The organism is Pseudomonas gorinensis, assembly GCF_042015035.1.
Lineage (GTDB): Bacteria > Pseudomonadota > Gammaproteobacteria > Pseudomonadales > Pseudomonadaceae > Aquipseudomonas > Aquipseudomonas gorinensis.
This window is the reverse complement of the sequence record NZ_CP167125.1, coordinates 5,720,384-5,744,453: the sequence shown is the minus strand read 5'-3', so window position 1 is coordinate 5,744,453 and position 24,070 is coordinate 5,720,384. Positions and strand designations below refer to the sequence as shown.

The 24,070-nt window shown below is 61.0% G+C and carries 22 protein-coding genes and 2 pseudogenes; 8 read left to right on the top strand and 16 right to left on the bottom strand.

The genetic code is table 11. The annotated features are described in order from the left end of the window. Window positions 1-164 precede the first annotated feature (164 nt). Entirely contained in the window at window positions 165-1,043 is an 879-nt protein-coding gene (locus tag AB7933_RS25980; RefSeq protein WP_024077045.1) for a 5-oxoprolinase subunit B family protein, read from the top strand. Then, window positions 1,040-2,014, top strand: coding sequence for a biotin-dependent carboxyltransferase family protein (locus AB7933_RS25975; protein ID WP_024077044.1), 975 nt, complete (start codon window positions 1,040-1,042; stop codon window positions 2,012-2,014). The genes AB7933_RS25980 and AB7933_RS25975 overlap by 4 nt, the downstream gene beginning before the upstream one ends. A 78-nt stretch (window positions 2,015-2,092) precedes the next feature. On the opposite strand, the gene AB7933_RS25970 is transcribed toward AB7933_RS25975, so the two are convergent. After that, window positions 2,093-3,709, bottom strand: a complete 1,617-nt coding sequence (locus AB7933_RS25970) for an inorganic phosphate transporter (protein ID WP_024077043.1) — start codon at window positions 3,707-3,709, stop codon at window positions 2,093-2,095. 519 nt (window positions 3,710-4,228) lie between these two features. Continuing rightward, on the bottom strand, window positions 4,229-5,248 hold the full coding sequence (locus tag AB7933_RS25965; RefSeq protein WP_024077042.1) for a transporter: 1,020 nt from the start codon (window positions 5,246-5,248) through the stop codon (window positions 4,229-4,231). 263 nt (window positions 5,249-5,511) lie between these two features. On the opposite strand from AB7933_RS25965, the gene AB7933_RS25960 reads away from it, so the two are divergent. Then, entirely contained in the window at window positions 5,512-7,140 is a 1,629-nt protein-coding gene (locus tag AB7933_RS25960; RefSeq protein ID WP_024077041.1) for a methyl-accepting chemotaxis protein, read from the top strand. Window positions 7,141-7,293: 153 nt separating this feature from the next. Here the strand turns inward: AB7933_RS25960 and AB7933_RS25955 are convergent, their stop codons facing one another. Both AB7933_RS25955 and AB7933_RS25950 read right to left on the bottom strand, forming a co-directional pair. Beyond that, window positions 7,294-7,602, bottom strand: coding sequence for a PepSY domain-containing protein (locus AB7933_RS25955; protein WP_024077040.1), 309 nt, complete (start codon window positions 7,600-7,602; stop codon window positions 7,294-7,296). Between the two features lie 87 nt (window positions 7,603-7,689). After that, complete coding sequence (locus AB7933_RS25950) at window positions 7,690-8,838, bottom strand: glycerophosphodiester phosphodiesterase family protein (RefSeq protein WP_024077039.1); 1,149 nt, start codon at window positions 8,836-8,838, stop codon at window positions 7,690-7,692. 232 nt (window positions 8,839-9,070) lie between these two features. Here AB7933_RS25950 and AB7933_RS25945 point away from each other — a divergent pair, with 232 nt between their 5' ends. Beyond that, window positions 9,071-9,394, top strand: coding sequence for a DUF2025 family protein (locus tag AB7933_RS25945; protein ID WP_024077038.1), 324 nt, complete (start codon window positions 9,071-9,073; stop codon window positions 9,392-9,394). Window positions 9,395-9,700: 306 nt separating this feature from the next. On the opposite strand, the gene AB7933_RS25940 is transcribed toward AB7933_RS25945, so the two are convergent. Continuing rightward, window positions 9,701-10,024 (bottom strand): antibiotic biosynthesis monooxygenase family protein, encoded by a 324-nt coding sequence (locus AB7933_RS25940; RefSeq protein ID WP_024077037.1) that lies wholly within the window; start codon window positions 10,022-10,024, stop codon window positions 9,701-9,703. After that, a complete protein-coding gene (locus tag AB7933_RS25935; protein ID WP_041161004.1) occupies window positions 10,021-10,728 on the bottom strand; it encodes a CTP synthase C-terminal region-related (seleno)protein in 708 nt (235 codons plus the stop codon). Before AB7933_RS25935 ends, AB7933_RS25940 begins: the two co-directional genes overlap by 4 nt. Window positions 10,729-10,808: 80 nt before the next feature. Between AB7933_RS25935 and AB7933_RS25930 the strand changes: the two genes are divergently transcribed. After that, window positions 10,809-11,693, top strand: coding sequence for a LysR family transcriptional regulator (locus AB7933_RS25930; protein WP_024077035.1), 885 nt, complete (start codon window positions 10,809-10,811; stop codon window positions 11,691-11,693). Here AB7933_RS25930 and AB7933_RS25925 read toward each other — a convergent pair. The 5 genes and pseudogenes from AB7933_RS25925 to AB7933_RS25905 all read right to left on the bottom strand — a co-directional run bounded on the left by AB7933_RS25925 (window position 11,690) and on the right by AB7933_RS25905 (window position 15,760). After that, window positions 11,690-12,208, bottom strand: a complete 519-nt coding sequence (locus tag AB7933_RS25925; protein ID WP_024077034.1) for a DUF1003 domain-containing protein — start codon at window positions 12,206-12,208, stop codon at window positions 11,690-11,692. The genes AB7933_RS25930 and AB7933_RS25925 overlap by 4 nt on opposite strands. An 84-nt stretch (window positions 12,209-12,292) precedes the next feature. Next, window positions 12,293-12,727: pseudogene (locus AB7933_RS25920) on the bottom strand (methyl-accepting chemotaxis protein); the annotation flags it as partial. A gap of 165 nt (window positions 12,728-12,892) precedes the next feature. Then, window positions 12,893-13,522 (bottom strand): annotated as a pseudogene (locus AB7933_RS25915) (PAS domain-containing protein); the annotation flags it as partial. Between the two features lie 352 nt (window positions 13,523-13,874). Next, a complete protein-coding gene (locus tag AB7933_RS25910) occupies window positions 13,875-14,933 on the bottom strand; it encodes a diguanylate cyclase (protein ID WP_024077032.1) in 1,059 nt (352 codons plus the stop codon). Between the two features lie 206 nt (window positions 14,934-15,139). Next, window positions 15,140-15,760, bottom strand: a complete 621-nt coding sequence (locus AB7933_RS25905) for a TetR/AcrR family transcriptional regulator (protein WP_024077031.1) — start codon at window positions 15,758-15,760, stop codon at window positions 15,140-15,142. Between the two features lie 123 nt (window positions 15,761-15,883). Between AB7933_RS25905 and AB7933_RS25900 the strand changes: the two genes are divergently transcribed. From AB7933_RS25900 to AB7933_RS25890, 3 genes are all read left to right on the top strand, one after another. Beyond that, a complete protein-coding gene (locus AB7933_RS25900; RefSeq protein ID WP_024077030.1) occupies window positions 15,884-16,942 on the top strand; it encodes an MBL fold metallo-hydrolase in 1,059 nt (352 codons plus the stop codon). Between the two features lie 322 nt (window positions 16,943-17,264). Next, window positions 17,265-17,807 carry a hypothetical protein gene (locus tag AB7933_RS25895; RefSeq protein ID WP_236645993.1) on the top strand — a complete coding sequence of 181 codons (543 nt, stop codon included), beginning with the start codon at window positions 17,265-17,267 and terminating at the stop codon, window positions 17,805-17,807. Window positions 17,808-18,007: 200 nt separating this feature from the next. Next, on the top strand, window positions 18,008-19,456 hold the full coding sequence (locus tag AB7933_RS25890) for an amidase family protein (protein WP_024077028.1): 1,449 nt from the start codon (window positions 18,008-18,010) through the stop codon (window positions 19,454-19,456). 175 nt (window positions 19,457-19,631) lie between these two features. On the opposite strand, the gene AB7933_RS25885 is transcribed toward AB7933_RS25890, so the two are convergent. From AB7933_RS25885 to AB7933_RS25865, 5 genes are all read right to left on the bottom strand, one after another. Further along, window positions 19,632-20,012, bottom strand: a complete 381-nt coding sequence (locus AB7933_RS25885; RefSeq protein WP_024077027.1) for a helix-turn-helix domain-containing protein — start codon at window positions 20,010-20,012, stop codon at window positions 19,632-19,634. A 93-nt stretch (window positions 20,013-20,105) separates the two neighbouring features. Further along, a complete protein-coding gene (locus tag AB7933_RS25880) occupies window positions 20,106-21,053 on the bottom strand; it encodes a hypothetical protein (protein WP_024077026.1) in 948 nt (315 codons plus the stop codon). 60 nt (window positions 21,054-21,113) lie between these two features. Next, window positions 21,114-22,289 (bottom strand): MFS transporter, encoded by a 1,176-nt coding sequence (locus AB7933_RS25875; RefSeq protein WP_024077025.1) that lies wholly within the window; start codon window positions 22,287-22,289, stop codon window positions 21,114-21,116. Window positions 22,290-22,437: 148 nt separating this feature from the next. Next, window positions 22,438-23,259: an ABC transporter substrate-binding protein gene (locus AB7933_RS25870; RefSeq protein ID WP_024077024.1), complete on the bottom strand. Its 822-nt coding sequence runs from the start codon at window positions 23,257-23,259 to the stop codon at window positions 22,438-22,440. Window positions 23,260-23,284: 25 nt separating this feature from the next. After that, on the bottom strand, window positions 23,285-24,049 hold the full coding sequence (locus AB7933_RS25865; protein WP_024077023.1) for an amino acid ABC transporter ATP-binding protein: 765 nt from the start codon (window positions 24,047-24,049) through the stop codon (window positions 23,285-23,287). Window positions 24,050-24,070 lie beyond the last annotated feature (21 nt).

The following is a 24,070-nucleotide window of genomic DNA, read 5'->3' as shown; positions in this document are numbered from 1 at the left end:
CGAGCAAGAACTAGGCGTCCCCCTCGCTCCTACAGAAGGCGATGTACGCTTAACTGAACGGCATTAGGGCTTGCCACAACTGACTCGCTCACACACCAAGCCCGCTCGCCACAGATCATTTTTTTTTTGCCTGCCTTTCTACAATGATTCCAAGAGGAACAGACATGGCTGAAACATCCCCAATCCGCTACAGCTTCGGCGCGGATGAACACCTGTTTGCCGAGGTCAGCGACAGCATGTCCCTGGAGGCTTTTTTCAAGGGCATGGCCGTGACCCGCGCCGTGGAGCGCCTGGCCCTGGATGGCGTGCTGGATGTATGCCTGGCCAATGCCTCGTTCCAGATTCGCTTCGACCCCGACCGCATCGCGCCCCATGTGCTGCTCGACGCGGTGCAAAGCGCCGAAGCCCAGGCGGTGGCCGAACGCACCTTGCACACGCGCATCATCGAAATCCCGGTGCTGTACAACGACCCCTGGACCCATGAAACCCTGATGCGTTTTCGCGATCGCCACCAGGACCCCAGCGGCACCGACCTGGAGTACGCCGCGCGCATCAATGGCCTGGCGGATGTCGACGCATTTATCGCCGCCCACAGTGGCGCGCCGTGGTTTGTGTCGATGGTCGGCTTTGTCGCGGGCTTGCCGTTCATGTTCCAGATGGTCGAGCGCGCGCGGCAATTGCAGGTGCCCAAGTACCTGCGCCCGCGTACCGACACGCCAAAGCTGACCCTTGGCCACGGTGGCTGTTTCGGTTGCATCTACTCGGTACGCGGCGCCGGCGGTTATCAGATGTTCGGCGTAACCCCGGCGCCGATCTACGACCCGGCGCAGCAATTGGCTTACCTTCAGGAACACATGGTGTTCTTCCGCCCCGGCGATATCGTGCAGTTCAAACCCATCGACCGCACAGCCTACGACCTGGCCGTCGCCGAGGTGGACGCTGGGCGTTTCGACTTGCGCATCCGCCCGGTGGAATTTTCCCTCGATGCGTTTCTCGCCGACCCCATCGGCTACCCGAAAACCCTGCAGGAGGCGCTGGCATGATCAAGGTCCTCAAACCCGGCCTGGCCACCTCCGTACAGGACCTGGGCCGTGAAGGTTATTACCACCTGGGCATCCCGCCGTCGGGCGCGCTGGACCAGTACGCGTTGAGCGCGGCCAACCACTTGGTGGGCAATCCGGTCGGCGCGGCGGGGCTGGAATGCACGTTGATCGGCCCCGAACTGGCGTTTCAACAGGACGCGCTGGTGGCCATCAGCGGCGCCCTGATGTCGCCACGCCTGGACGGCGAAGTGGTGCATCAGGACACCGCCTTCCTTGTACGCGCGGGGCAGGTGTTGCGCTTTGAATTTCCGAAGGCGGGCGCCCGGGCCTACCTGGCGGTCGCCGGGGGGATCGACGTGCCGGTGGTGCTCGGCAGCCGTTCCACTTACACCCTCGGCGCGCTGGGTGGGTTCCATGGGCGGCGCTTGCAGGCCGGCGATGAATTGCCCATCGGCCCAGCCAGCGGACAGGGGCGGGCGGGCAACAGTTTGCCGATGGCGTTGCGTCGTTCGGTCGGTGGCGATGTGACCTTGCGCGTGGTGCCGGGGCTGTATTACGAACGCCTCAGCGATGGGGCAAAAAGCAGCTTTTTTGCCGAACCGTGGACGGTGGGTTCCGAAGCGGACCGCATCGGCTATCGCTTCAAGGGCGGCAGTGCCTTGAGCTTCCAGCCACGGGAGCAGCCGTTTGGGGCCGGGTCTGACCCGTCGAATATCGTCGACAGTTGCTACCCCATTGGCTCGATCCAGGTACCGGCCGGTCTGGAGCCGATTGTGCTGCACCGCGATGCGGTATCCGGCGGTGGTTACGCGATGATCGGCACGGTGATCAGTGCCGACCTGGACCTGATCGGGCAGATGCAGCCGAACCAGCGGGCGGGGTTTGTGGCGGTGACCTTGGAAGAGGCGCTGGAGGCGCGGCGGATGTACAAGAAACGGCTGAAGGCGATGGCCGGGCTCTTCAACAGCTGACACCGCACACGTCCAAATGTGGGAGGGAGCACGTCGAATCGTCGCACCGCCCCTCCCACATTGTGCATCGATGGTGTGTCAGAAGAGTTTGGTAAACAGCCAGTACAGGCTACCGGATAGCACAATCGCCGCGGGCAACGTCAACACCCAGGCCATCAGCAAATTGCGGATGGTCTTCATCTGCAAACCGCCGCCATTGGCCACCATGGTCCCCGCCACCCCGGACGACAACACATGGGTGGTCGATACCGGCAACCCGAACATATCCGCGGCGCCGATGGTCAGCATCGCCACGGTCTCGGCCGAGGCGCCCTGGGCGTACGTCAGGTGGGTCTTGCCGATTTTCTCGCCCACGGTCACCACGATGCGCTTCCAGCCGACCATGGTCCCAAGCCCCAGGGCGATGGCCACGGCGATCTTCACCCACAGCGGAATAAACCGGGTGGAATTGTCGATCTGTTGCTTGAACAGTTGCAGCTTGCCCTGGGTATCGGCGTCGAAATGGCCGACCTTGTCCTTGTCCATCAGGCGAATGGTTTCACTGCTCAGGTACATGTCGTTACGCACGTTGCCGACGGCTTCGGCGGGGACTTTGGCCAGGGAGCCGTAGCCTTTGACTTCATCGCCGATCTGGCCGGCGAGGGCGGCGAGGGCCGGGATCAGCTCGGGCGTGGCCTGCTTGGTAGTCACATAGGTCGACAGGATCGGCCGCGGGTCGCCGGCCAGCGCCTGCGGCGCGCTTTTCATCAGCGCCACTTGGGTCACTTCGGCCACCGCCGCAAATTGCAACGACTGTTCGGCGGGCATGGTGCGGTTCAGCGCATAGGCCATCGGCAAGGTGCCAACCAGGATCAGCATGATCAGGCCCATGCCTTTTTGCCCATCGTTGGAGCCGTGGGCGAACGACACACCGGTGCAGGTGACGATCAGCATGCTGCGAATCCACCAGGGCGGCGGGGTGTCGCCTTTGGGCGCCTTGTACAGTGCACGGTTTTTCACGAAGACACGCAGGGCCAGCAGCAAGAGTGCGGCAAAGACGAAGCCGATCAACGGCGAGAGCAGCAGGGCATAACCGATCTTGATCGCCTGGCTCCAATCCACGCCGCTGGTGCCGTCACGCCCGTGCATCAGGGCGTTGGCCACGCCGACACCGATGATCGAGCCGATCAGGGTGTGGGATGAAGACGCCGGCAACCCCAGCCACCAGGTGCCGAGGTTCCACAGGATCGCCGCGATCAGCAGGGCGAAGATCATCGCGAAACCGGCCGAGGAACCCACCTGCAAAATCAGCTCGACCGGCAGCAGGGCAATGATGCCGAACGCCACCGCGCCGCTGGAGAGCAGCACGCCGAGGAAGTTGAAAAAGCCCGACCACACCACCGCAAATTGCGGCGGCAGCGAGTTGGTGTAGATCACCGTGGCCACGGCGTTGGCGGTGTCGTGGAAACCGTTGACGAACTCGAAACCCAGGGCGATCAACAGTGCCACGCCCAACAGCAGAAACGGGGTCCAGGTGGTAACGACGGTGCCCAGTTCGTGCATGTCGCGCATCAGGCTGTAGGCGGTGAACAACAGGCCCATGGCGAGCACGGCAAAGAAGATGATCACCGTCAGCAGGCCGGGTTTCTTGTCGAGCCGGGGTTGGGTATCAATCGATGACGTATGCGTGGAGGCAGTCAGGGAAGGGGTGGCCATGCCGGAGCATCCAGTGTTGTGAGGATGTCGTGCATGTTCGTTGCAGAATGTTACAGCGATGCTGCCGCAGGTCATTGTTTAGGTAATCGGGTGTGCCGCTGGTCTATAAAACGCAGGGGAGCCAATCTGGGAGGGATGGGTACCTACGCACCTTTTCAGCCCCTGACAAATCGCCCTGTGGCGAGCGGGCTTGCCCCGCGTTGGGCTGCGAAGCAGCCCCAAAACCAGCCGCCACGGAGTGGCTGATACACCGCGTTCTTCTTGACTGTGGCAGCTACGCAGCCCAACGCGGGACAAGCCCTAATGCCGTTCAGTTAAGGCTTTTTTGTAGGAGCGAGCTTGCTCGCGAAGAACTCACAGGCGCCGCGTTCACTCAGGAAACACGCGTTATCGTTGACGTTTTTCGCGAGCAAGCTCGCTCCTACAGAAGGCGATGTACGCTTAACTGAACGGCATTAGGACAAGCCCGCTCGCCACAACAGCCCTAGATGCCGGGCGTTCAGCGTGATTGATAGCATTTCAGTTTGAAAATTTGCGGAACGCCCAGCGCCCGGCGATCAGCGTGAAGGTCGCGACCAGCGCCACCAGGATCCAGAAGCCCTCCGGGTCCTGGGAAAGCGGCACGCCGCCGACGTTCATGCCGAAAAAACCGGCAATGATATTGATCGGTAATGCCAGCACGGTCACCACGGTCAGGGTGAACAGCGTGCGGTTGCTTTGTTCGTTGAGGTTGGCGGCGATCTCTTCCTGCAACAGCTTGATCCGCTCACCCAGGGCCGTCAGGTCGTTGATGATCAGCGCGAACTCCTCGGTGGACTTGCGCAGCTCCTTCACGTCTTCCTTTTGCAGCCACTGCGGTGGGCGGTTGAGCAGGCGCAATAACGAGCCGGGCTCCAGCGCCAGCAAGCGTTGCAGGCGCACCAGCACCCGGCGTGCGGCCCCCAGTTCGGCGCGGTTGGTGGACAGGCGCGAGGACAGTAGCTGATCTTCGATATGGTCGACGCTGATGCTGGTCTTGCGCACGATCTGCGTCAGCACTTCGCCCTGGTCGCGCAGCAGGTGTACCAGCAGCTCCGAGGGCGAGCGAAAGCGTTCGCCGGCCTTCACCGAAGAACGCAGTTTATCCACCGAGTGCAGGGGTTGCAGACGTGCGCTGATCAACAGCCGGCTGCGGGCGCACACCCACAGTGTGGAAATATCCGACGAGACCATGCTGCTGAAGTTGAACACCACGTCGTTGACCACCGCCAGCAAGGCCGAGTCGACGTGCTCGATACGGGTGGAGCGCGAGCCTTCGTGCAAGGCTTCGAAGAACTCTTCCGGTAAATCCAGATGCGCCTGCATCCAGCGCTCGCACGCGGCGTGGGCCAGGTTCAGGTGCAGCCAGAGGAATTCTTCCGGGTCGCCCGGTTGCTGTAATGCTTGCAAGGCCGTGGCTGAATCAATCTGCTCACCCTTTTCACCGGGGCGAAAACGAAAACCGTAAAGCAAGCCAAACAGATCAGGATCCTGGTGGCTGTGGTCGATGCTGTGGTTCATGGCGGCTCGCAAAGAAAGCGCCTGTAGGACGTTTCACAGGTTCGCGTGGGCGAATCATTGCAAGGATATTTGACAGTTTTGTGACCGTTTGAAGGGGGCGAGCATAATTAAGACACTTTTTTGACCATCGGTCCGATAGGCTCAAGAAGCGTCTAGGACAGCCGATCCAGCACATAAGCACCCTACGTCCAGGCGTGCCTTTTATGACAGGGAAGTTGAGGCGTGCATGCACCCTATTTTCTTTGTATCGAGAATTCCCCCCAATGAATCTTTTGCGAACTTCTTTGAGAGCACAAATCCTGTCGTTGCTCGGTGGCAGCCTGTTGGCGATGCTTTTGATTGCCCTGGCCTGTTTCAACTTCCTCTCCAGCGGGGTACAGAGCTATCGCAGTTTGCTTGAAGGGCCGTTGCTGACCTCACAGTTGATCGATGAAGCCAACCTGCAATTCAAGGTGCAGGTGCAGGAATGGAAAAACGTGCTGTTGCGCGGCAAGCAGCCTCAGGAGTTGGAGAAGTACTGGAGCCAATTCCAGGACCGGCAGCGCGATGTCCAAGGCATTCTGACGCGGCTGGTGACCCAGACCAACAGCGACCCGGCCCTTAGCCGGCGTATTGAAACCCTGCGTCAGGAACACCAGCAACTCGGCGTCGCCTATCAGAAGGGCCGTGATGCCTATGTGGCCGCGGGTGCCGACCCGGTCGCCGGTGATACGGCGGTCAAGGGCGTGGACCGCTCCGCCAGTGAGCAGATGAGCGCCCTGGTCAGCGACCTGCGGGCCCAAGGCACCCAGCAATCCCAGGCCATCAGCGCCTATGCCGAACGCACGGTACTGGTGGGCCTGGCGATCATGCTGCTGTCCGGTGTACTGATTGGTTTGTTCAGCCTGTGGTTGATCAACCGCAACCTGATCCTGCCGATCCGTGGCCTGATCGACTACGTGACCCAACTGAGCCATGGTCGATTTGCCGAGCGCGTCGCCAGCCGCCGTCAAGACGAACTGGGGCACCTGGCCGCTGCTGCGAATACCTTGCGCGACTTTTTGGCCGAAACCTTCAGCCGCCTGCAACGCAGTGCCACCGATCTGGTCAACGCCAGCGGCGAGTTGAACTCGATCGCCGGGCAGATGGCGACCGGCACCCATGAACAATTCAATCGCACCGACCAGGTGGCCACGGCCATGACCGAAATGTCGGCCACCGCGCAGGAAGTGGCGCGCCACGCCGCCAGTGCTTCGCGCGCGGCCGATGAGGCCGACCATTCAGCCCGCGAGGGCGGCGAAGTGATGAAAGTCACCATCGCCACCATCGGCCAGATGCGCGATGAAATCCTCAACACCGGTACGATCATTCGCCGCCTGGAAACCGACAGTGTGCGCATCGGCAAAGTGCTGGAAGTGATTCGCGGGATCGCTGAGCAGACCAACCTGCTGGCGCTTAACGCGGCGATTGAAGCGGCACGGGCGGGCGAGGCGGGGCGTGGGTTTGCGGTGGTGGCTGATGAAGTGCGCAGCCTGGCGCAACGCACGGCGGCGTCGATCATCGAGATCAACCAGATTATCCAGGCCGTGCAAACCGGTGCGGTGGATGCGGCCGAGGCGATTGTCACGGGCCAGTCGTGCAGTGATGACAGCGTGGAAAAAGTCACCCAGGCCGGCGCGATGCTCGCTCACATCACCCAGGCGGTGGAAGCGATTCGCGACATGAACCGTCAGATTGCCACGGCGGCCGAGGAACAGACGTCGGTGGCCGAAGACATTTCGCGCAATATCACCCAGATCACCACCGTGGCCACGACCAACCTCGACAACGTGAAGCGCACCGAAGCGGCGAGCCACAACTTGCGCGGCTTGTCCGGCGAGTTGAACGAGGTGACGGCGCGCCTGAGCGCCTGATCAGGCTGAAACGGCCTTGCGCCCTCTGCGCGCTGAGCGGCTCCGGGCCGTCATGGTTGCGGCGATGAAGGGCAGTGACCAGCAGGTAGATGGATGAACGCCCATAAAAAAACCGCGCCACCTAAAGGTGGCGCGGTTTTTTCAAGGGTTGACTCAAGTGTCGAGTTTGTCTTCCAACACGGCGCCGGTCTTGGCGTCGAGTTTCACTTCGAACTTCTTGCCGGCGGTGTCGGTCAGGTCGACTTCGTAGACCAGTACACCGCTTTTGTTGTGGTCCAGCTCGGTGTCGGTGATGCTGGCACCTGCGTGCTTGGCCAGCGCGGCGGCATTGAGTTGCTCGAAAGGCTTCACGGCACCGGACTTGAGCAGGCCTTCAATGTGATCCGGGCGAACATCCGCCTGGGCCAGGCCGGCGGTCAGGGTCAGGGCAGTGGCGGCGAACAGGGCAGTCAGGGTTTTCATCGTGTGTGTCCTTCTTTGTTGAGCTGTTTAAGTGGCGCCAGATTAACCAGCGCAACTTAACTCATCCTTAATGGCAAACTGACTCACTCAGTACTTATAGTCGTTCAGCAGGTCCTGCACGCTGGACGACGGCCAGCGCTTGTAGAACTTCAGCAGTTCGGCTGCGCGGTTGGTGAAGATGCCATCGACGCCGGCTTTCATCACTTTCTCGAAGTCCACGGGCTCATCCACGGTGTAGACGTGCACCAGCAGGCCCTTGTCGTGGGTCAGCTTGTTCATTTCAGGCTTGACCAGGTCGGTGTAACTCTGGTCGCCGTGGGCCGTCAGTTCGGCCGAAGGGCCCGTGCCGATGGCGCCCAGGCTCTTGGCTTCGTCGACCCACTTTTCGAACTCGGCAAAGTCTTTCGGCTCTTGCTTGGCGTAGTAGGCCGCCTTGGTCGGCTCGCCGGATTCGGCGAAGGTGACTTTGGACTTAGGCTCGATGCTGCCTTCACCCACCCACAACAGCAGGATCTTCGGGGTGTTCGGCATTTCTTTCTGCAGCTCTTTGAGGCTGGCGGTCTCGAACGTTTGCAACACCACGCGGCCCTTGCCTTGGCCGACGCCGGTGTTGCTCTTGCCCAGCTTGGAGCCGGCGGAGCTCAGCCAGCCTTTGTCCAGCAGCTTGTTCTTCAGGTCGGCTTCGATACCGGGGAATTGCTTGGGCTCCTTGGTCTCGATGTACAGGCCGGGTTTGTGCTGCGGGTTGCCTTCGGCGATCTTGATGATGTCGTCCAGGCTCTGGATTTTCAGGCCGACGAAGCCGGGACGGGCGCGATCCGGGTAGGCGGCATTGAACCAGCTGCCGGCGTCGAGGGTTTGCAGTTCTTTCCAGGTGAACTCGTTGGCCGGGGCGTCCTTGCGCTCGGGAAATTTGGTGGCCACGTCGGTGGTGCGTTGCAGGTTGTTGTCGTGCAAGGCGAACAGCACGCCGTCCTTGCTGCGCTGCAGGTCCATTTCCAGGTAGTCGGCGCCCAGGTCTCGCGCCACCTTGTAGGCCGCGGCGGTGGATTCAGGGGCGTCGTAGGAGGCGCCACGGTGGGCGATCACGGCGGGGTGGGGAATGCCTTCGTTAGTTGCCAATTCAGCCGGGCTGATCGGGTCGGCAGCCTGTACAGGGGCCATGCCGAGCATCAGGGCGAGCAGCACGCCCCCTAGGGTGGCGGGCGCCGGGCCGTTGGTAAACGTGACAGGCATATGCGAAATCCTTTCGTGGAGGTAGCTTTGAGAAGGCCTCCTTTTTAACAATTGATTGCGAACGGCGCTATCACCAAACCGACATTAACGTGCGCACGCGCCAATTTTCTCGGTTTTTTTGCGATACATTGCAGTACTCTTGCTGCGAACTGCCCCGTTAGAGGGCAGTCCTTTCTGCCACGCGTGTAAACCATCTTTCCAGTCCCTGTGGGACTTTTCAGTGAGGTTTACCATGCGCATCACCTCCGAGCTTATCTGCCAGGCTGCCGATCAACTCCGCGGATTTGTCGGCCTGAACCGCAAGACCGGCCAATACATCGTACGTTTCAGCGAAGACTCCTTCGGCATGGACGTGGCCGATGACGGCATCATTCCTACCGCGGAATTCGTCTGGTTGCCGGCCCCTGAGCAGACCATGACGCTGTCGCGCGAACGTATCCAGTTGCTGTTGGACCAGAATATCGACGACCGCATCAACATCAGCGAACCGCTGCGTGTGTATATGCGGCGCGTGGAGATTCCGCAGATCAGCGCATTACGCAGCCTGGTGAGCTAGACGGCATAAGCGGTAAGCGAGCTTTTCGTGGCAGCGGGCTTGTTGTGGTGGGCAGGCTTTCTCTGGTGAGCGGGCTTGTTGTGGCGAGCGGGCTTGCCCCGCGTTGGGCTGCACAGCAGCCCCAAAACACAGCCCCAGAGCTGCCTGACACACTGCAGCGTTCTTAATTGGGGCTGCTGCGCAGCCCAACGCGGGGCAAGCCCGCTCGCCACAACAAGCCCGCTCGCCACAGTAGGCCCTCCACACCACAACAGGCCCGATTGCCACAACAAGCCCGCCCCCTCAGAGAACCAGGCGATACGAAGGTTACTGGCCTTGGAATGCGTAGGCCCGTTCCACCTTGCACACCCTTGTCTGAAACGCCGAGTACCAGGTGGCGCGTCCTTGTTCACGCACTGCCCGGTGCTCGGCCTGCTGCTTCCAGGCGAGGATGTCGGCCTCGCTGCGCCAGTACGACACGGTGATCCCCAGGCCATCCTCCCGGGCCGATTCCACCCCGAGAAAACCCGGTTGCTCGCGCGCCAGTTCCAGCATGCGGGCGGCGGCTTCGCCGTAACCGTGATCACCATCGGTGCGCAGTGAGCTGAAAATCACGGCGTAATAAGGCGGGACGGGGGTGTTGGCGATCATGCCGAGACCTCCTGGCAAGCCTTCAGCAGCGCAATCGCCAAGGGCGGCGTGATGCCCTTGAGCGCCGCGCGTTCCGGCTGGAACAGGGTGGCGACGAAGAACGGATGATCCAGCAACTCGACCGCGCGCAGGTCGCCCGCCGAATCATGCCCGCTGGCAATCAAGTTGCCTTCCAGCAGCGCGTCGGCGAACTCGGGGTTGATGCCGTAGCGGCAGCGATAGCCTTCCTCGATATCGAGGCTGTCGTAGGCTTGGGCGATGCGCGTGTAGGGCGCCAGGCGCACCGTGTCAGAGGCCTCGACCAGAGCGCAACTCAGTGGCGTGATCACTGCGCGCCGGGCCTTCGGCGCCAGTTCACCGTGTTCGGCGTCGGCCCAGTCCAGCACGTTGCGGGCGTATTCCAGCACTGCGTGTTGAAAACCGCCGCAGGTACCGAGGAACGGCCGACGTTGCTCGCGGGCAAACCGGATCGCCCGTAGCGCACCGTCGGTGTCGCGGTAGGGGCTGGCAGGCACGCACCAGAAACCATCGAAACCCTGCAACGGTTGATGGGGGCCAAGGGTGTCCGTCTCCAGCCATTGCACGTGAACCTTCAGGCCCAATGTGTCGGCGGCTTGTTGCAAGGCGAGGGGAATCGCCTGGTGGGCGATAACGTCGGGGTTGTAATCGCCGATCAGGGCGAGGTGCAGGGCGGTGGTTTTCATCGGGTGCATCCCATGGCTTGTGGTGTCCTGAGGCGCACTATAGATTGGCGCTCACGCAATCAATATTGGCATTTCCCCATATGCTCAATGCAGCCACGCACTATCGACTCGACTACAACGACCTGTCGCTGATCCTTGCCTTGGTGCGCGGCGCCACGCTGGCGCGCGCGGCGGCGTTGCTGCGGGTGGATGTGTCGACGGTGTTCCGCGCAGTACGGCGCCTGGAGGCCGCGCTGGGCCAGACCTTGTTCGAGAAAAGCCGTGCTGGCTACTTGCCCACCAGCCTCGCCAGCCACCTGGCGCAGCAGGCCGAGCGCGCCGAACAGGCCTTGGAAGCGGCGCGGATTGGCGTGGAACAGGGCGGCGAGGTGATCAGCGGCACGGTGCGCCTGACCTGCACCGACTCAGTGCTGCAAGGCCTGTTGCTGCCGGCACTGGCGCAGTTCATGCCGGACTACCCGGCACTGACCCTGGAACTGAGCACCTCGAACGATTTCGCCAACCTCAGCCGCCGCGATGCCGACATCGCCCTGCGCTTGACCAAGACCCCGCCCGAACACCTGGTAGGACGCTGCCTTGGCAGCGTGACGTATCGGGTGTGTGCCAGCGCCGATTTTGCACGACGACATGCAGGACGTGACCTGGCCGACCTGGCCTGGATCGCACCGGATGACTTTTTGCCCGATCACCCCACCGTCGCCTGGCGCCGCGCGCACTTGCCAGGCGTGCGCCCCAGTTATCGCTGTAACAGCATGTTGTCGGTCACCGAGCTGGTGCGGGCGGGGTTGGGCGTGGCGGCGTTGCCGGACTTTCTGCTGGGTGGCGACCTGCAACCGCTGGGCCCTGTGCTGGCAGGGCACGACACGGCGCTATGGCTGCTCACGCGTCCCGATTGCCGGGCGTTGCGTTCGGTGGTGACGCTGTTTGATGAGCTGGGGAAGCACCTGCGGTTGCCGGGGCGCTAGGTTTTCCGCACAAAGTGCTCATGCATTTCGCAGGTCAGGGTCTCGATACGCTCGGTCAGTTGCTTGGTCATTTCCGTCAGGCGGGTGTTCTGTTCCAGCAGTTCCAGCAGTTGCTTGGTGGTCCGCGCGGCCTCGGCCTGGCGCTCGGCGTTGGCCACGGCCAGCGCTTCCCGGTGCTGCGCGTCGGCGTCGGACTGGGCTTTATCGCGGGCGGCCTGGCGTGTCTGGGCCAGCAGGATGAGCGGCGCGGCATAGGCCGATTGCAGGCTGAACGCCAGGTTGAGCAGGATGAACGGGTATACGTCAAAGTGCGTGATGCCGCTGACGTTGAGCGCCACCCACAAGATCACGATCGCGGTTTGCGCGCCGAGGAAGGTCGGCGTGCCAAAGAAGCGCGCGAAGGCTTCGGCCTTCAGCGCAAAGGTGTCGTTGCCGAAGGTCGGCGCCAGGTGATCGTGGCGCCGGTGGAAACGTCGATGGTCGACGGGGGTGGTTTCAGGCTTATCTGGCGTCATGGTGGGCTCGGGTCATCAACGGTAAGACGGGCGTTCACTATAGTCCTGGCGACCTGTCTGACGTATGAATAACCCAGAGCCGATTCAGTGGGCGCTGCGTTCGTTGGCAAAAGCGCTCACTGCCTGTACCGCCTCACTGGTGCCTTCGCGAATTTGCAGGATCACCGTGCCGGCGCGGTTGGCCAACTCCACAGCCTGGGCGGCGCGGTCACGCGTGCCGTCCATGCTGTCGATAGCCTGGCGGGTCTCGTCCTGGATCATCGCGATCATGCTGGAGATCTCGGTCGTCGAGCCGCTGGTGCGCGCCGCCAATTGCCGTACTTCGTCGGCCACCACCGCGAAGCCACGGCCTTGTTCACCCGCCCGCGCCGCCTCGATTGCCGCATTGAGCGCCAGCAGGTTGGTCTGGTCAGCGATGCCTCGGATGGTGTTGACGATGGCGGTGATCTGCTGCGAACGCTGGCCCAGTTTGGCGATCAGTTGCGACGAGCCGTCAATGTCGGCGGCAATCTCACGCATGCCAGTGGCGGATTGCTGGATCACTTCGGCGCCTTTTTCCGCGATGTCCCGGGTGTTCAGGGAGATGTGGTACGCCTGGGCTGCACTGGCGGCGTCGGCGGCGTGCTGTTGCACCATGGCGGTGACGTCGGAGGCGAACTTCACCACTTTGCACAGGCGCCCACTGGCGTCGTGTACCGGGTTGTAGTTGGCTTCCAGCCAGACGGTCTGGCCGTTTTTATCGACGCGCTCAAACTGGCCGCTGAACAACTGGCCCTGGTTCAGGCGTTGCCAGAATTCACTGTAGGCCGAACTGTTGACCAACTCCGGTTTGCAGAACAGGCGGTGATGCTTGCCCTGGATCTGCGCCAGGCTGTAACCCATGCGCTGCAGGAAATTGTCGTTGGCGGTGATGATAGTGCCGTCGAGGTTGAACTCGATCACTGCCATGGAGCGGTCGATAGCGCCCAGTTTGGCATCCGCTTCGCTCTCGGCCTGCAGGCGCGGGGTGACATCCATCGCGTACTTCACCACCTTGATCACTTTGCCGGCGTCGTCGCGTACCGGGTTGTAGCTGGCTTCCAACCACACCGACTGGCCGGCGTTGCCCACCCGTTCAAAGGTGCCGGATTGGAATCGACCGTTGCGCAAGTCCGACCACAACTGGTTGTACTCGGCGCTGCGGACGTATGCCGGGGTGCAGAACAGGCGGTGGGGTTGGCCCTCGATCTGCTCGGCGCGATAGCCCAAGGTCTTGAGGAAGTTCTCGTTGGCTCGCAACACGGTGCCTTGCAGGTCGAATTCGATCACTGCCATGGAGCGCTCGATGGCGTTCAGCAGGCTGGCCTGTTGCGCGACGGTATGTTGCAGGAGGTCGATGGTTTTTTTATGCGCGTTGAATAGCATGTTCGGGTGCTCGGGTAAGCAAGCGTCTTGGGGTATCCATGAATATGCGCCTGCCTCCGTAGGGCGCTTAGCCTCACGGTTGACGTGCTCATTGTCAGCTTCCTTGTGCCGACAGCGGGGTGGAACAACCGGTTCAGAGTGATCAGCCTGACCAGAAGTTCGACCCAGGGCAGGGCCTTTTTTGGGTTAGCGGACGGATGGCGGCATTGTGCTATCTATTCGGGGGTGTCGCGGCAGTCAGACGGGCTGCCGCATCAGGTCTTCAGGCGGAATGGGCGATCAAGTAATTGCTGACATTGACGCGATTGCGCCCGGTATCTTTGGCTGTGTACAGCGCTCGGTCCGCCGCATTCAGCCACATGGCGGCATCGGTGAAGAGCGGCTGGAAGTCCGCCAGGCCGATGCTCAGGCTGACGCGCAATTCGGGGATCAGCGGGTTCTGATAACGGCTGAAGGTTTCGCGCATGTGTTCCATGACCTTCGCGGCTTCGTTCAACGACATTTGTGGAAGAATCACACAGAACTCATCGCCACCGTAACGGCCGGCCAGGTCGTTTTCGCGCAGGTGGCGCCGCAGCTCCAGGCCCAATTGCCGCAACACGGCGTCGCCGATGATATGCCCGTGGGTGTCGTTGATCTGCTTGAAGTGATCGATATCAATCAGGGCGATGGTGGCGTGGCTTTGCTGCAACTGGCACTTATGGAACTTGAGGTGCAGCAGGTCTTTCCATGAACCGTGGTTGAGCAGGCCGGTCAGGCTGTCGGTGCGGCTCAAGGCACTGAGGGCACGTTTGTGTTCCGCCAGTTTGATCGCCAGTTGATAACAGACCATGCCGATGGCCATGGGATAGAGGGTCAGCATCGGCAGGCAGGTGTAGACCTGCAGCAGGCTGACATCGGGGTTGAACCGGATGCCGAACAGCGCCCAGGCCACACACGCCCCCGCCACTTGTGCCAGCAGGCCGCGCAGGAACAGGCGTAGGCCTCCGGCCGCGACGTTGTTCATGGTCATCATCGACAGGATGGTCACGGCTGTCAGTGGCGTGAACTGTGTGGCCGCGGCCCAGAAGCCGCCCGATAGGGAGTCATACAGCAGGTTGCGCTGTTCGGCCTGGTAGGGGAATTGGGAGCGGGTCGACAGCTGATATGCCACATGGGCCCAGGCAAACCCATTGAACAGCAGGAACGCCCATACCCAGCCCGGCATCGTGAGTGGATACAGCGCGCCGATGACGCTGATGCAACCGATGCCCAGGCCGATGATCCTTGGCTTGTAGATTCGCTTGGCAAATGAAAGCCCCTTGCCTCGTCTGTTTTCCATAAATTCCTGGTTCAGCTGTTTTTCACTGACACGGCTACGCACGTTTGCCCGATTAACCGTTGATCGGATAAGTCCGGTGAATATTGTCAGTTATTCCTGTGGGAATAATCAGTGTCCTTCCAGGCCATTTGTGGAGAGACCGTGCAGGAATCGTCGAAAAACGACCAGGGATGTCGCTTATGCAACAGTGGGGAGGGGCCAGTGCTTCAGCGCTGTGCAGTGATTTCGTAACCGGCCAGGAAAAGATCGATGGCCGACTCGATTACCCTGGCCTGGCTGGCTGCATCAAGGGTGGGTTGGCCCAGCGTGATCTGTGGCCAGAACGCGAAAGCCTTGAGCAGGCTCTGGATCTGGTGGGCGGCGAAGGCCGGGTCGCTGCAACTGAGTCGGCCGTCTTGCTGGGCGGCGCGCACCCACTGGGTAAAGCCTTCTTCGCGTTTGCTCAGGCGGTTGACCATGTCCTGGGCGCGTTCCGGTGAATGGATGGTGGCGGCGATGGCAACCCGGGCCAGGTCGAGAAAATTGGCGTCCGACATCATCTTCATCTTGGCTTCGAGCAACTCGCGCAATTGTTCGCGCAACGGACGGTCGCTGGCGTAGCTGACGTCGAGCTGGGCGACGCTGCTGGCCCAGAGTTGGTGGAGAATTTCGGCGAACAACTCTTCCTTGCTGGGGAAATGGTTGTATACGGTGCGTTTGGAGACTCCGGCGGTGGCGGCGATCTTGTCCATGCTGGTGACCTCGAACCCGTTGACCCGAAACTCGGCAATGGCGGCGGCCACGATGGCTTCGCGTTTGCGGTCGGTGAGGCGCTGGGGGGCAGTCATGGGCAGTGATCGGCTCTAGGAGGAAAATTACACTCGGTAGTTTACTTGCTCCGGGTTTTGTTGCAATCTTGAAACTACACTGTGCAGTGTAACTTATGAGCGGTCTGTAGGAGTCACTCTGGAATGGCCACGATCTCAACCCGTCTCGACCCCGCGCCCGTCGCCCGCAAGCCTGCCGAACAGGCTCCGGGAAGCTTCAGCAACGGCGCCCCCGTGCAGCACGCCGGCTTTGCCAAAACCTTGGGTATTTTCTGGAAGATGCTCTTTCACAAGCCGCGCACCACGCGGCCAGTAGGGCAGATCCCGGTGCAACCGCTGACCCGCGAGCAACTGTCCGCCGCCCCCGACCACAGCGTATTTCGCCTGGGGCATTCCACGGTACTGCTGAAAATGCGCGGCAAGTTCTGGCTGACCGACCCGGTGTTCGCCGAGCGCGCGTCACCCTTCAGTTGGGCTGGCCCCAAGCGTTTCCATCAGCCCCCTATCACTCTTGAAGAACTGCCTGATTTGGAAGCGGTCATTCTTTCCCACAACCATTACGACCACCTGGACCGTAAGGCTGTCATCCAGTTGGCCGACAAGACCGCTGCCTTCCTGGCGCCGCTGGGCGTGGGCGATATCCTCGTCAAATGGGGCGTGGACGCGCGTAAAGTGCGGCAGCTCGATTGGTGGGAGGGCACGGAGGTCGGCGGCATTCATTTGGTCGCCACGCCTGCACAGCATTTTTCCGGGCGGGGCCTGTTTGATAGTAACCAGACGCTGTGGTGCTCTTGGGTGATGATCGACGGCGCGCGTCGGATCTTTTTCAGTGGCGACACCGGCTATTTCGACGGCTTCAAGCGCATCGGCGAACATTACGGCCCGTTCGACCTGACCCTGATGGAAACCGGTGCTTACAACGTCGACTGGCCCCATGTGCACATGCAACCTGAGCAAACCTTGCAGGCGCACATTGACCTCAAGGGCCGTTGGTTATTGCCGATTCACAACGGCACCTTCGACCTGGCGTTCCATGCCTGGCACGAACCCTTCGACCGCATCATGGCGCTGGCATGGGAGCGCAATGTGTCGATTACCACGCCGCCGATGGGCCAGGCGTTCAGTTTGAGCATGCCTGAACGCGGTCATGCGTGGTGGCTGGATGTCGAGACGCAAGCGGTTGAGGAACACGCCGTGGGCTGAACGTCGGCGCACTTGGAAAAAGGAATTTTCAGGGTGTTTCGAGGTTGCGACAAGCGCCGGACGACGGTGCGATGATCCCTGGGAATTTCATTTCTCGGGGCAGGTTCTGATGGAAGACAAGTGTAGGAAGTACTGGCGCCCATGCGTGCCATGCCCAACGGGGCAAGCGTTACCCTCGGGCGCGACCTGCCCGCCCTCCGTTCCTCCCACTGATGCACCGAGCGGCAGCGCGGGCGGCATCACGTTCGGTGCCGCTGCTCACACACCTGAGCCTGCGGGAACCGGCGTCCCCACTCCCCGGTTTGACGTGCCGGGCCCGCTGATGAAAACCGTACGCGACCCGGCGTTATCGCTCAGTGCGTTAAGTGGCGTCGACCCATCGGGGCCGGTGATGGTGGAAGTCCCCCTGGTACTGAACAACAGTGCTTTTACCCCGGCACCGGCATTGACCGGTTGGCGCATAGGGTATGCCGGGCGCTATGTACGGGGTGATGCATACGAACCCGCTGAACACAGCGCCTCCTTCGCTCGCGCCTTGGATAAGTTGCGCCAGGCGGGGGCGCAACTGGTGGCGCTGGACGCGGAGCAGGTGGACGACAGCCTTCAATTCAGCATGCACAACGAAATCGATCGACACGTGACGGAGAATCGCCTTGATGCCCTGGTGTCCGAGGGGCGAAGTGCCGCGTTTCATGCCGCGTGCAGAAGTGGCTACCCGGGGCTTTTCGAGCCGCTGGAAGAAGGCAACAGGCTTTGGTTTTATAGCGCCCACTGGATGCGTGATCACGTGAGGGCGTTGGCACAGAGCTACCGCCTGCTGTTACAGGAACCGGCCACCTTACAGCCCACACCTTGGGTGGAGTAATCGGACGAGACTGCAAGATTTACCCTGGGGGACGAAAGCACCGCCCTTTTTAGACTGGTACCGGGTTATCAATCGATAGCTCGCACGTTCCGTCCAATCGAGGGGAATTTATGTTCATACCTTCTTCGTCCGGGGGATGGGCTGCCGACCTTTACCGGGCATTTACACAGCCTGGGCAGGGATACAAGAGCGCCCATGAAATGTCAGCGGATATGGCCAATCACTCAGGGGTCACTTCAGAGTCGTTGGTGAAGGATTCGTTGAAGCAGATCGCCAATATTGACCAGGGGCTCCAGGGGGGAAACGCGTTTTTAGAAATCAACCGCAACGCCAGGAATGAGGCGAAGGCGCTCGATCAGGAGCGTGCCAACGGCCAGGTGCGCAGTTATCTGCATGGCGTCCCCGTGGCACTCAAAGATGTGTTTGAAACCCAAGGCAATATGCAGACGAGTGCTGGCTCAAAAGCCCTGGTGGGCGCGCCGGCGACTAAAAATGCCAAGGTCGTGGACCAGCTGCTGAAAGCAGGCATGGTCATTGTGGGTAAAACCAACATGAGCGAATTGTCCAACTTCCGCTCCGAAGCGCCGGCAGATGGGTGGAGCTCCCGAGGTGGGCAGACGCTCAACCCTCATCGGCTTGGTGGCCCGGTGGCAGGGTCGAGTTCTGGCTCGGCGGTGGCGGTGGCCCAAGGGCATGTTCCGCTGGCATTGGGGCTTGAGACCAATGGTTCGGTTATTGCTCCGGCCGCCTATAACGGTGTTTTCGGCATGAAAACCACTGCCGGCCTGGTCAGCACGGAGGGCGTCATGACCAGTACGCGCCTGGATTCGGTGGGCACTTTTACACGTAATGTGCGTGACGCGGCGGAGGCACTCAACGCCATGACTGAGACCACCGTGTACACCGAGGGCCTCACGCCAGATGCCTTGAAAGGCAAGCGCATTGGCTACACACCATTGCCTGAGCTGACGCCGGAGGAGGCCAAGGACCCCGCGAAGCGCGCGGATAGAAAACACTTCGAGGACGCGATTGAACGGCTCAAGTCCGAGGGCGCTACCCTGGTGCCAGTGGGGCCAATGGACGAAGGCATATCTGATGACAACTACCGGGACTACAACGAAGCGTTGTTTACCGACGTTAAAAAACAGCTCGAGGACTATTTGGCGGGAAGGCAAGGCCTGCCGGTCAAATCACTATCGGAGCTGATCGCATTCAATAAACGCAACGGGCTGCCGGGCGAGCCGGACCAGAACCTTCTGGAACTCATCAACACCCTGGAGGTGCCGCAGGAGGAGCTCGACAGCCTGTGGGAGGCCATTACTCCGATTTTCCAGCAAACGATTGATAACCCGTTGAAGGCACACAAGCTCGACGCCATCGTGTCGAATTTCCTGTCCCATAACTATTACTTCACTGCTGCCGCGGGCTACCCAGGCATTTCAGTCCCTAGCGGCATGGATGATGAAGGCATGCCTACGGCGCTGTATTTCTATGGTTCGGGCAACAGCGAGGCCACCTTACTGTCCGTTGCCCATGGCTATGAGCAGGTGTCGCAGGCGATCAGGGAGCCGGCTTTCACCCCCGGTACGCCTTTCTCTCCCGCCCCGCCGATGACCGATGGCGGGGTTGAGATGACCGCCAACCACTGAACCTGACCCCCGCGTGATACAGGATGCATTGGGTGCTGCAATTGCAGGCCCGGTGCATTCAGCGTTCACGGTCGCCCGGTCACGGGATGAGCGTATCGGCCTGCTGCAAGAGCAAACCGCCGGCCTCTAAATCGCTGTGTGACTGGGGCGACTCCATGGCTGACCCGCCTGGACTCTACGCACCATTCGGTTGAGGCGTTGGTGGCTCGATTGCTGCCGCAGTTGAGCCCATCAGCCGCGACATAATGCCTTTAGAGGCCGGCTCGGCGGGTGCGGTTTCAAACCTGCGCGCCCTCATCCCCCACCCCGGCGCAAACCCAGGGAAAAACACCAGCCCCTCCGCCTCCAGGCGAAACGCCAGGGTCAGGCGGGTTTCATCGTCCACGTCGCCGTTGTTCTCGAATTGTTGAATCGCCGCCACCGACACGCCGGCCTGACGGGACAGGTCTTCGCGGCTCCAACCCAGCATCACGCGGGCCTGGACGCTGTGCTTGGCGGTGAATTGATGCAGGACGATCTGCTGTTCTACGAAAGAGCTCATTGCCAGAGAGGACATGGGTTGTCTCCAGGGTTCGACGGGGAAGGCAAACTATACTGTGTTTTTGTACAGTTGTTTCGACCGCTCATCAACTGGATTCTTAACCACCTGCTATTCCAGCATCGGCACTTCCCGAATAATCAGGTGGTCCAGGTTCTCGATATTGGCGCTGAATACCCCGAACGTCTGTTCCGGGTTTTTCTTGCTCGGCACTTGCTTGAGCGCCGGCGTCACCCCGTAGAAGAAGCAATACAGCGGCCGTTCGCTGCTGGCCGCGGCCTTGATCTGCTCCAGGAACGCCTTGCGCTTGCGGTAGTTCTCGATGAGTTTCTTGCTCAGGTAGACGTTGACCGAATAGGGCTTCTTGTCGAGCCAGACCTTTTTTTCAAAGTCGATGCGAAAACTGCTGGTGTAGTCCTTGATCGCTTTGATCTTGCCCCAGTAGATCAGGCCGTGGTTGTCCTGCAGGTACTCGATTTTCTTGAAAAACGCCCAGTAGGTCGCGCTGTGCTCGCCGATCTTCAGCGGCATCGCCTTGAGCTTATCCTTGTGGTCGATATTCGACACATAGCATTCCACCGGGTGGGCGAACACGCTGGTTTTATCCGGGGTGCCGTCGCTGGCGCTGACGGCTGCGGGGGGGCGGCCTGAAGGTGTTTGCGCGGGTGCTTGCGGGGCTTGCCCCTCGGCGTCGACGACCGGAGTGATGCGCGCGTAGGTACGCCGGGTCAGGACAAATTCCGATGGGAAGTTGTCCTCGCGCGCGTCGTCGCTTTCGCCTGCCGCCGGCTTGTGGCTGCTGGCATAGCGGCAACCCTCGATATGCTCGGTGCTGGGCGTGTTCTTGAAATGCGGGGTGCGCTGGTAGTTGACGTTCTTGGCGTTGTACGTGCCCAGCACGTTGCCCGTTTCAAAGGCTGCGCGGCAGGCGTCGTTGGGGCAGAGGAAACGGTCCTTGTCGGAGTCGTACGCGGCGGTTTCGTCGAAGTTCAGCTCTCGTACGTCGTAGATCGATAGCTTGTCGTCGAGACTCACGCTGTAGGCCGTGTCGAATTTCATGAGGCTCGGGTCCGTGAGAGGGATAACCGGATATTACGCAAATATCAGCCGTGGCAGCGATCAAATGTGCGGGCTGGCCGCCACGCGGCGTCCGCTCAGGAAGCACAGGGTGCCGCCGAGGGCAGTGAGTGCGCCCAGGGCATAAAACATGCTGGTGGGCGCCGCGTTGATCAGCAAATACCCGCAAATCACCGGGCTCATCGCCCCGCCAAACGCGGCCAGGTTCTGTGCCCCGTAGTAACTGCCGCGCAGGGCATCCGGGGCGATGGTGTCGATAAACAGGAACTCGGACGGGTAGATGATCATCTCGCCCAGGGTGAACACAAACATCGCCAGGCACCAGGTGAGCAAGCTGTCGGCCAGGCTGAAGCCGATCAACCCAAGCATGAACAGCAAAGTGCCCAGCACGATCCAGTAGCGCAATTGCTCACGCTTGAGAAACCGCCCGATCTGGTACTGCATCGCGATGACGGTCATGGCGTTACACGCCAGCACCGCCGACAGAATCTTCAGCGCCTCGGCCGGCTTGTAGGCCACCAGCAGAAACTGCGACAGATACAACGTATAGCGCCCGTGGACAATAGTGCTCAGCAGGCTGCCGCTGGTGAACAGAATCAACGTGCGGTCGCTGCGCAAGGTGCGCAGGGTACTGAGAAAACTCAAGGGTCTGTGGCTGTCATCCCGTTGCGTCGGCGGGATACCGATCATCAGGAGCACACTGCCAAAGGCAATCGCGCTGGCGATCAGGAAGGGCGCCAGTTGCATGTGGCCGGCAATCACCACGCCGACCATCGGGCCGGTGGCGTAGCCGACATTGGTCAGGGTATAGCGCAGGGAAAACACCTTGGCGCGATCGCCCACCGGCAGGTTCTCGCTGATGATGGCTTTGGAGCCGATCAGGAACAGCGCTGACGCTGCTTCGGTGATGACCAGGGTCAGGGTGGTGAGGTAGAGGTTGCTGGCAAACGTCAGTAACAGAAAGCCGATGGCGCTGGAGAGCATGGCCAGGATCAGCAGCTTGCGCTTTTCCAGGCGGTCGATGATGTAGCCGCCATACAGGCCCAGCAGTGTGGCGATAAACACCGCGATGCCCATCAGCAGGCCGATGTCCTGCTGGTTGAGGCCCAGGCGCGTGCTCAGCAGCAGCGCCAGCAGTGGGCTGGTCATGGCGCGGCTGACCACGATGGTCACCGAGCAAATCATCAGGCGGCGGATTACCAGGGAGTAGGTGGCCACGGTGGGGCGGATGTCCTTGTCAGGTGCCTTGGTGTTCTGTAGGAGCGAGCTTGCTCGCGAAGATCGTCAACGATAGCGCGGGCTTTCCGATTGCCCGCGGTGCTCTCGGGTTTTTCGCGAGCAAGCTCGCTCCTACAGTGGGGACGGGTTACTGGCCGGCGTTGATGCTGATCTTCTCGACCGCACCCTGTTCCAGATCCCACTTCTTCAGGATCTTGCCGTAGGTCCCGTCATCGATCATGCCCTGCAACGCCTCACTGATCGCCGTGACCAGCCCGGTGTTGCTCTTCTCGATCCCCAGCCCGGTGAACTGCTTGGAAATCGCCAGGCCCACCGGCTTGTACTTGCCCTTGTCCAACGACATCAAATAAGGAATCGTCTCGCTGCCCTGCATCGCCGCGTCCAGGCGGTTCTGCTGCAACTGTGCCCGCGCATCCGCCGAGCCTTCAGTGCCGATCACCACGATGGCGGGCTTACCCGCGGCTTCGCAGTTTTCCTTGCTCCACGCGGCAATTTCCGACGGCCAGGTGGTGCGGCGGCTGGTGCCGACTTTTTTACCGCACAGGTCGGTCAGTTCCTTGATCTCTTCACGCTTGGCCAGGGTGTACAGCTGCGGGCCGCTGGTGAAGTAGTCGATGAACGTCACGGATTTCTGGCGCTCGGCGGTGTCGCTCATGCCCGACAGCACGATGTCCACGCGCTTGGTGGTCAAGCCGCTGAGCATTTGCTCGAAGCCGGTTTCCTGCCACTTGATCTTCACACCCAGGCGCTCGGCCAGGGCGTTGCCCAGGTCGAAGTCGAAGCCGGTGAGCTTATTGGTGGCCGGGTCCTTGAAATCCATCGGCGGGTAGTTCGGCACGATGGCCGCGCTGATCTCACCCTTGTCCTTGATTGCCGCCGGCAATGCCGCCAATACACCGGTGGAGGCCATCAGGCCTGCGAGCAACGTTGGGATGAACAATTTTTTCATGGGGGCGTTCTCGTTAGTTTTTTAGTTAAGTGCGAACGGCAGAAATAAAGCTTTGGGTACGCGGGTTTTGTGGGCTTATTAGAATTTCTTCAGGGCTGCCGGCTTCCACAATCTGGCCTGCATCCATAAACACCATGCGGTTGGACACTTCGCGGGCGAAGCCCAACTCATGGGTGACCACGATCATGGTCATGCCGGTGGTGGCCAAATCGCGCATCACCGACAGCACTTCTCCTACCAGTTCCGGGTCGAGGGCTGAGGTGGGTTCGTCAAACAACATCAACTTGGGGCGCATCGCCAACGCGCGGGCAATCGCCACACGCTGCTGTTGCCCACCGGACAATTCCACCGGGTAGGCATTGCGCTTGTCCGCCAGGCCAACGCGGGCGAGCAACTCCAGGGCGTCCTCCGTGGCTTCCTTGGGCGAGCGCTTGAGCACCTGGCACGGGCCTTCGACGATGTTCTGCAACACGGTCATGTGCGGGAACAAATTGAAGCGCTGGAACACCATGCCGGTGGCCAGGCGTTGGCGCGCGATCTGCACTTCATTCATCTCATGCAGCTTGTTGCCGACCACGCGGTAACCCACCAGTTCGCCGTCGACCCACAGGCCGCCCTTGTCGATTTTTTCCAGCTGGTTGACGCAGCGCAGCAGGGTGCTTTTACCCGAGCCCGACGGGCCAATGATGCACATGACTTCGCCTTGCTCGACCTCGATATTGATGTCGCGCAACGCGTGATACTGGTCGTAATACTTGTTCAGGTTGACGGCCTTGACGATGCTTCTCATGGGGCAAATCTCCTCAACCCA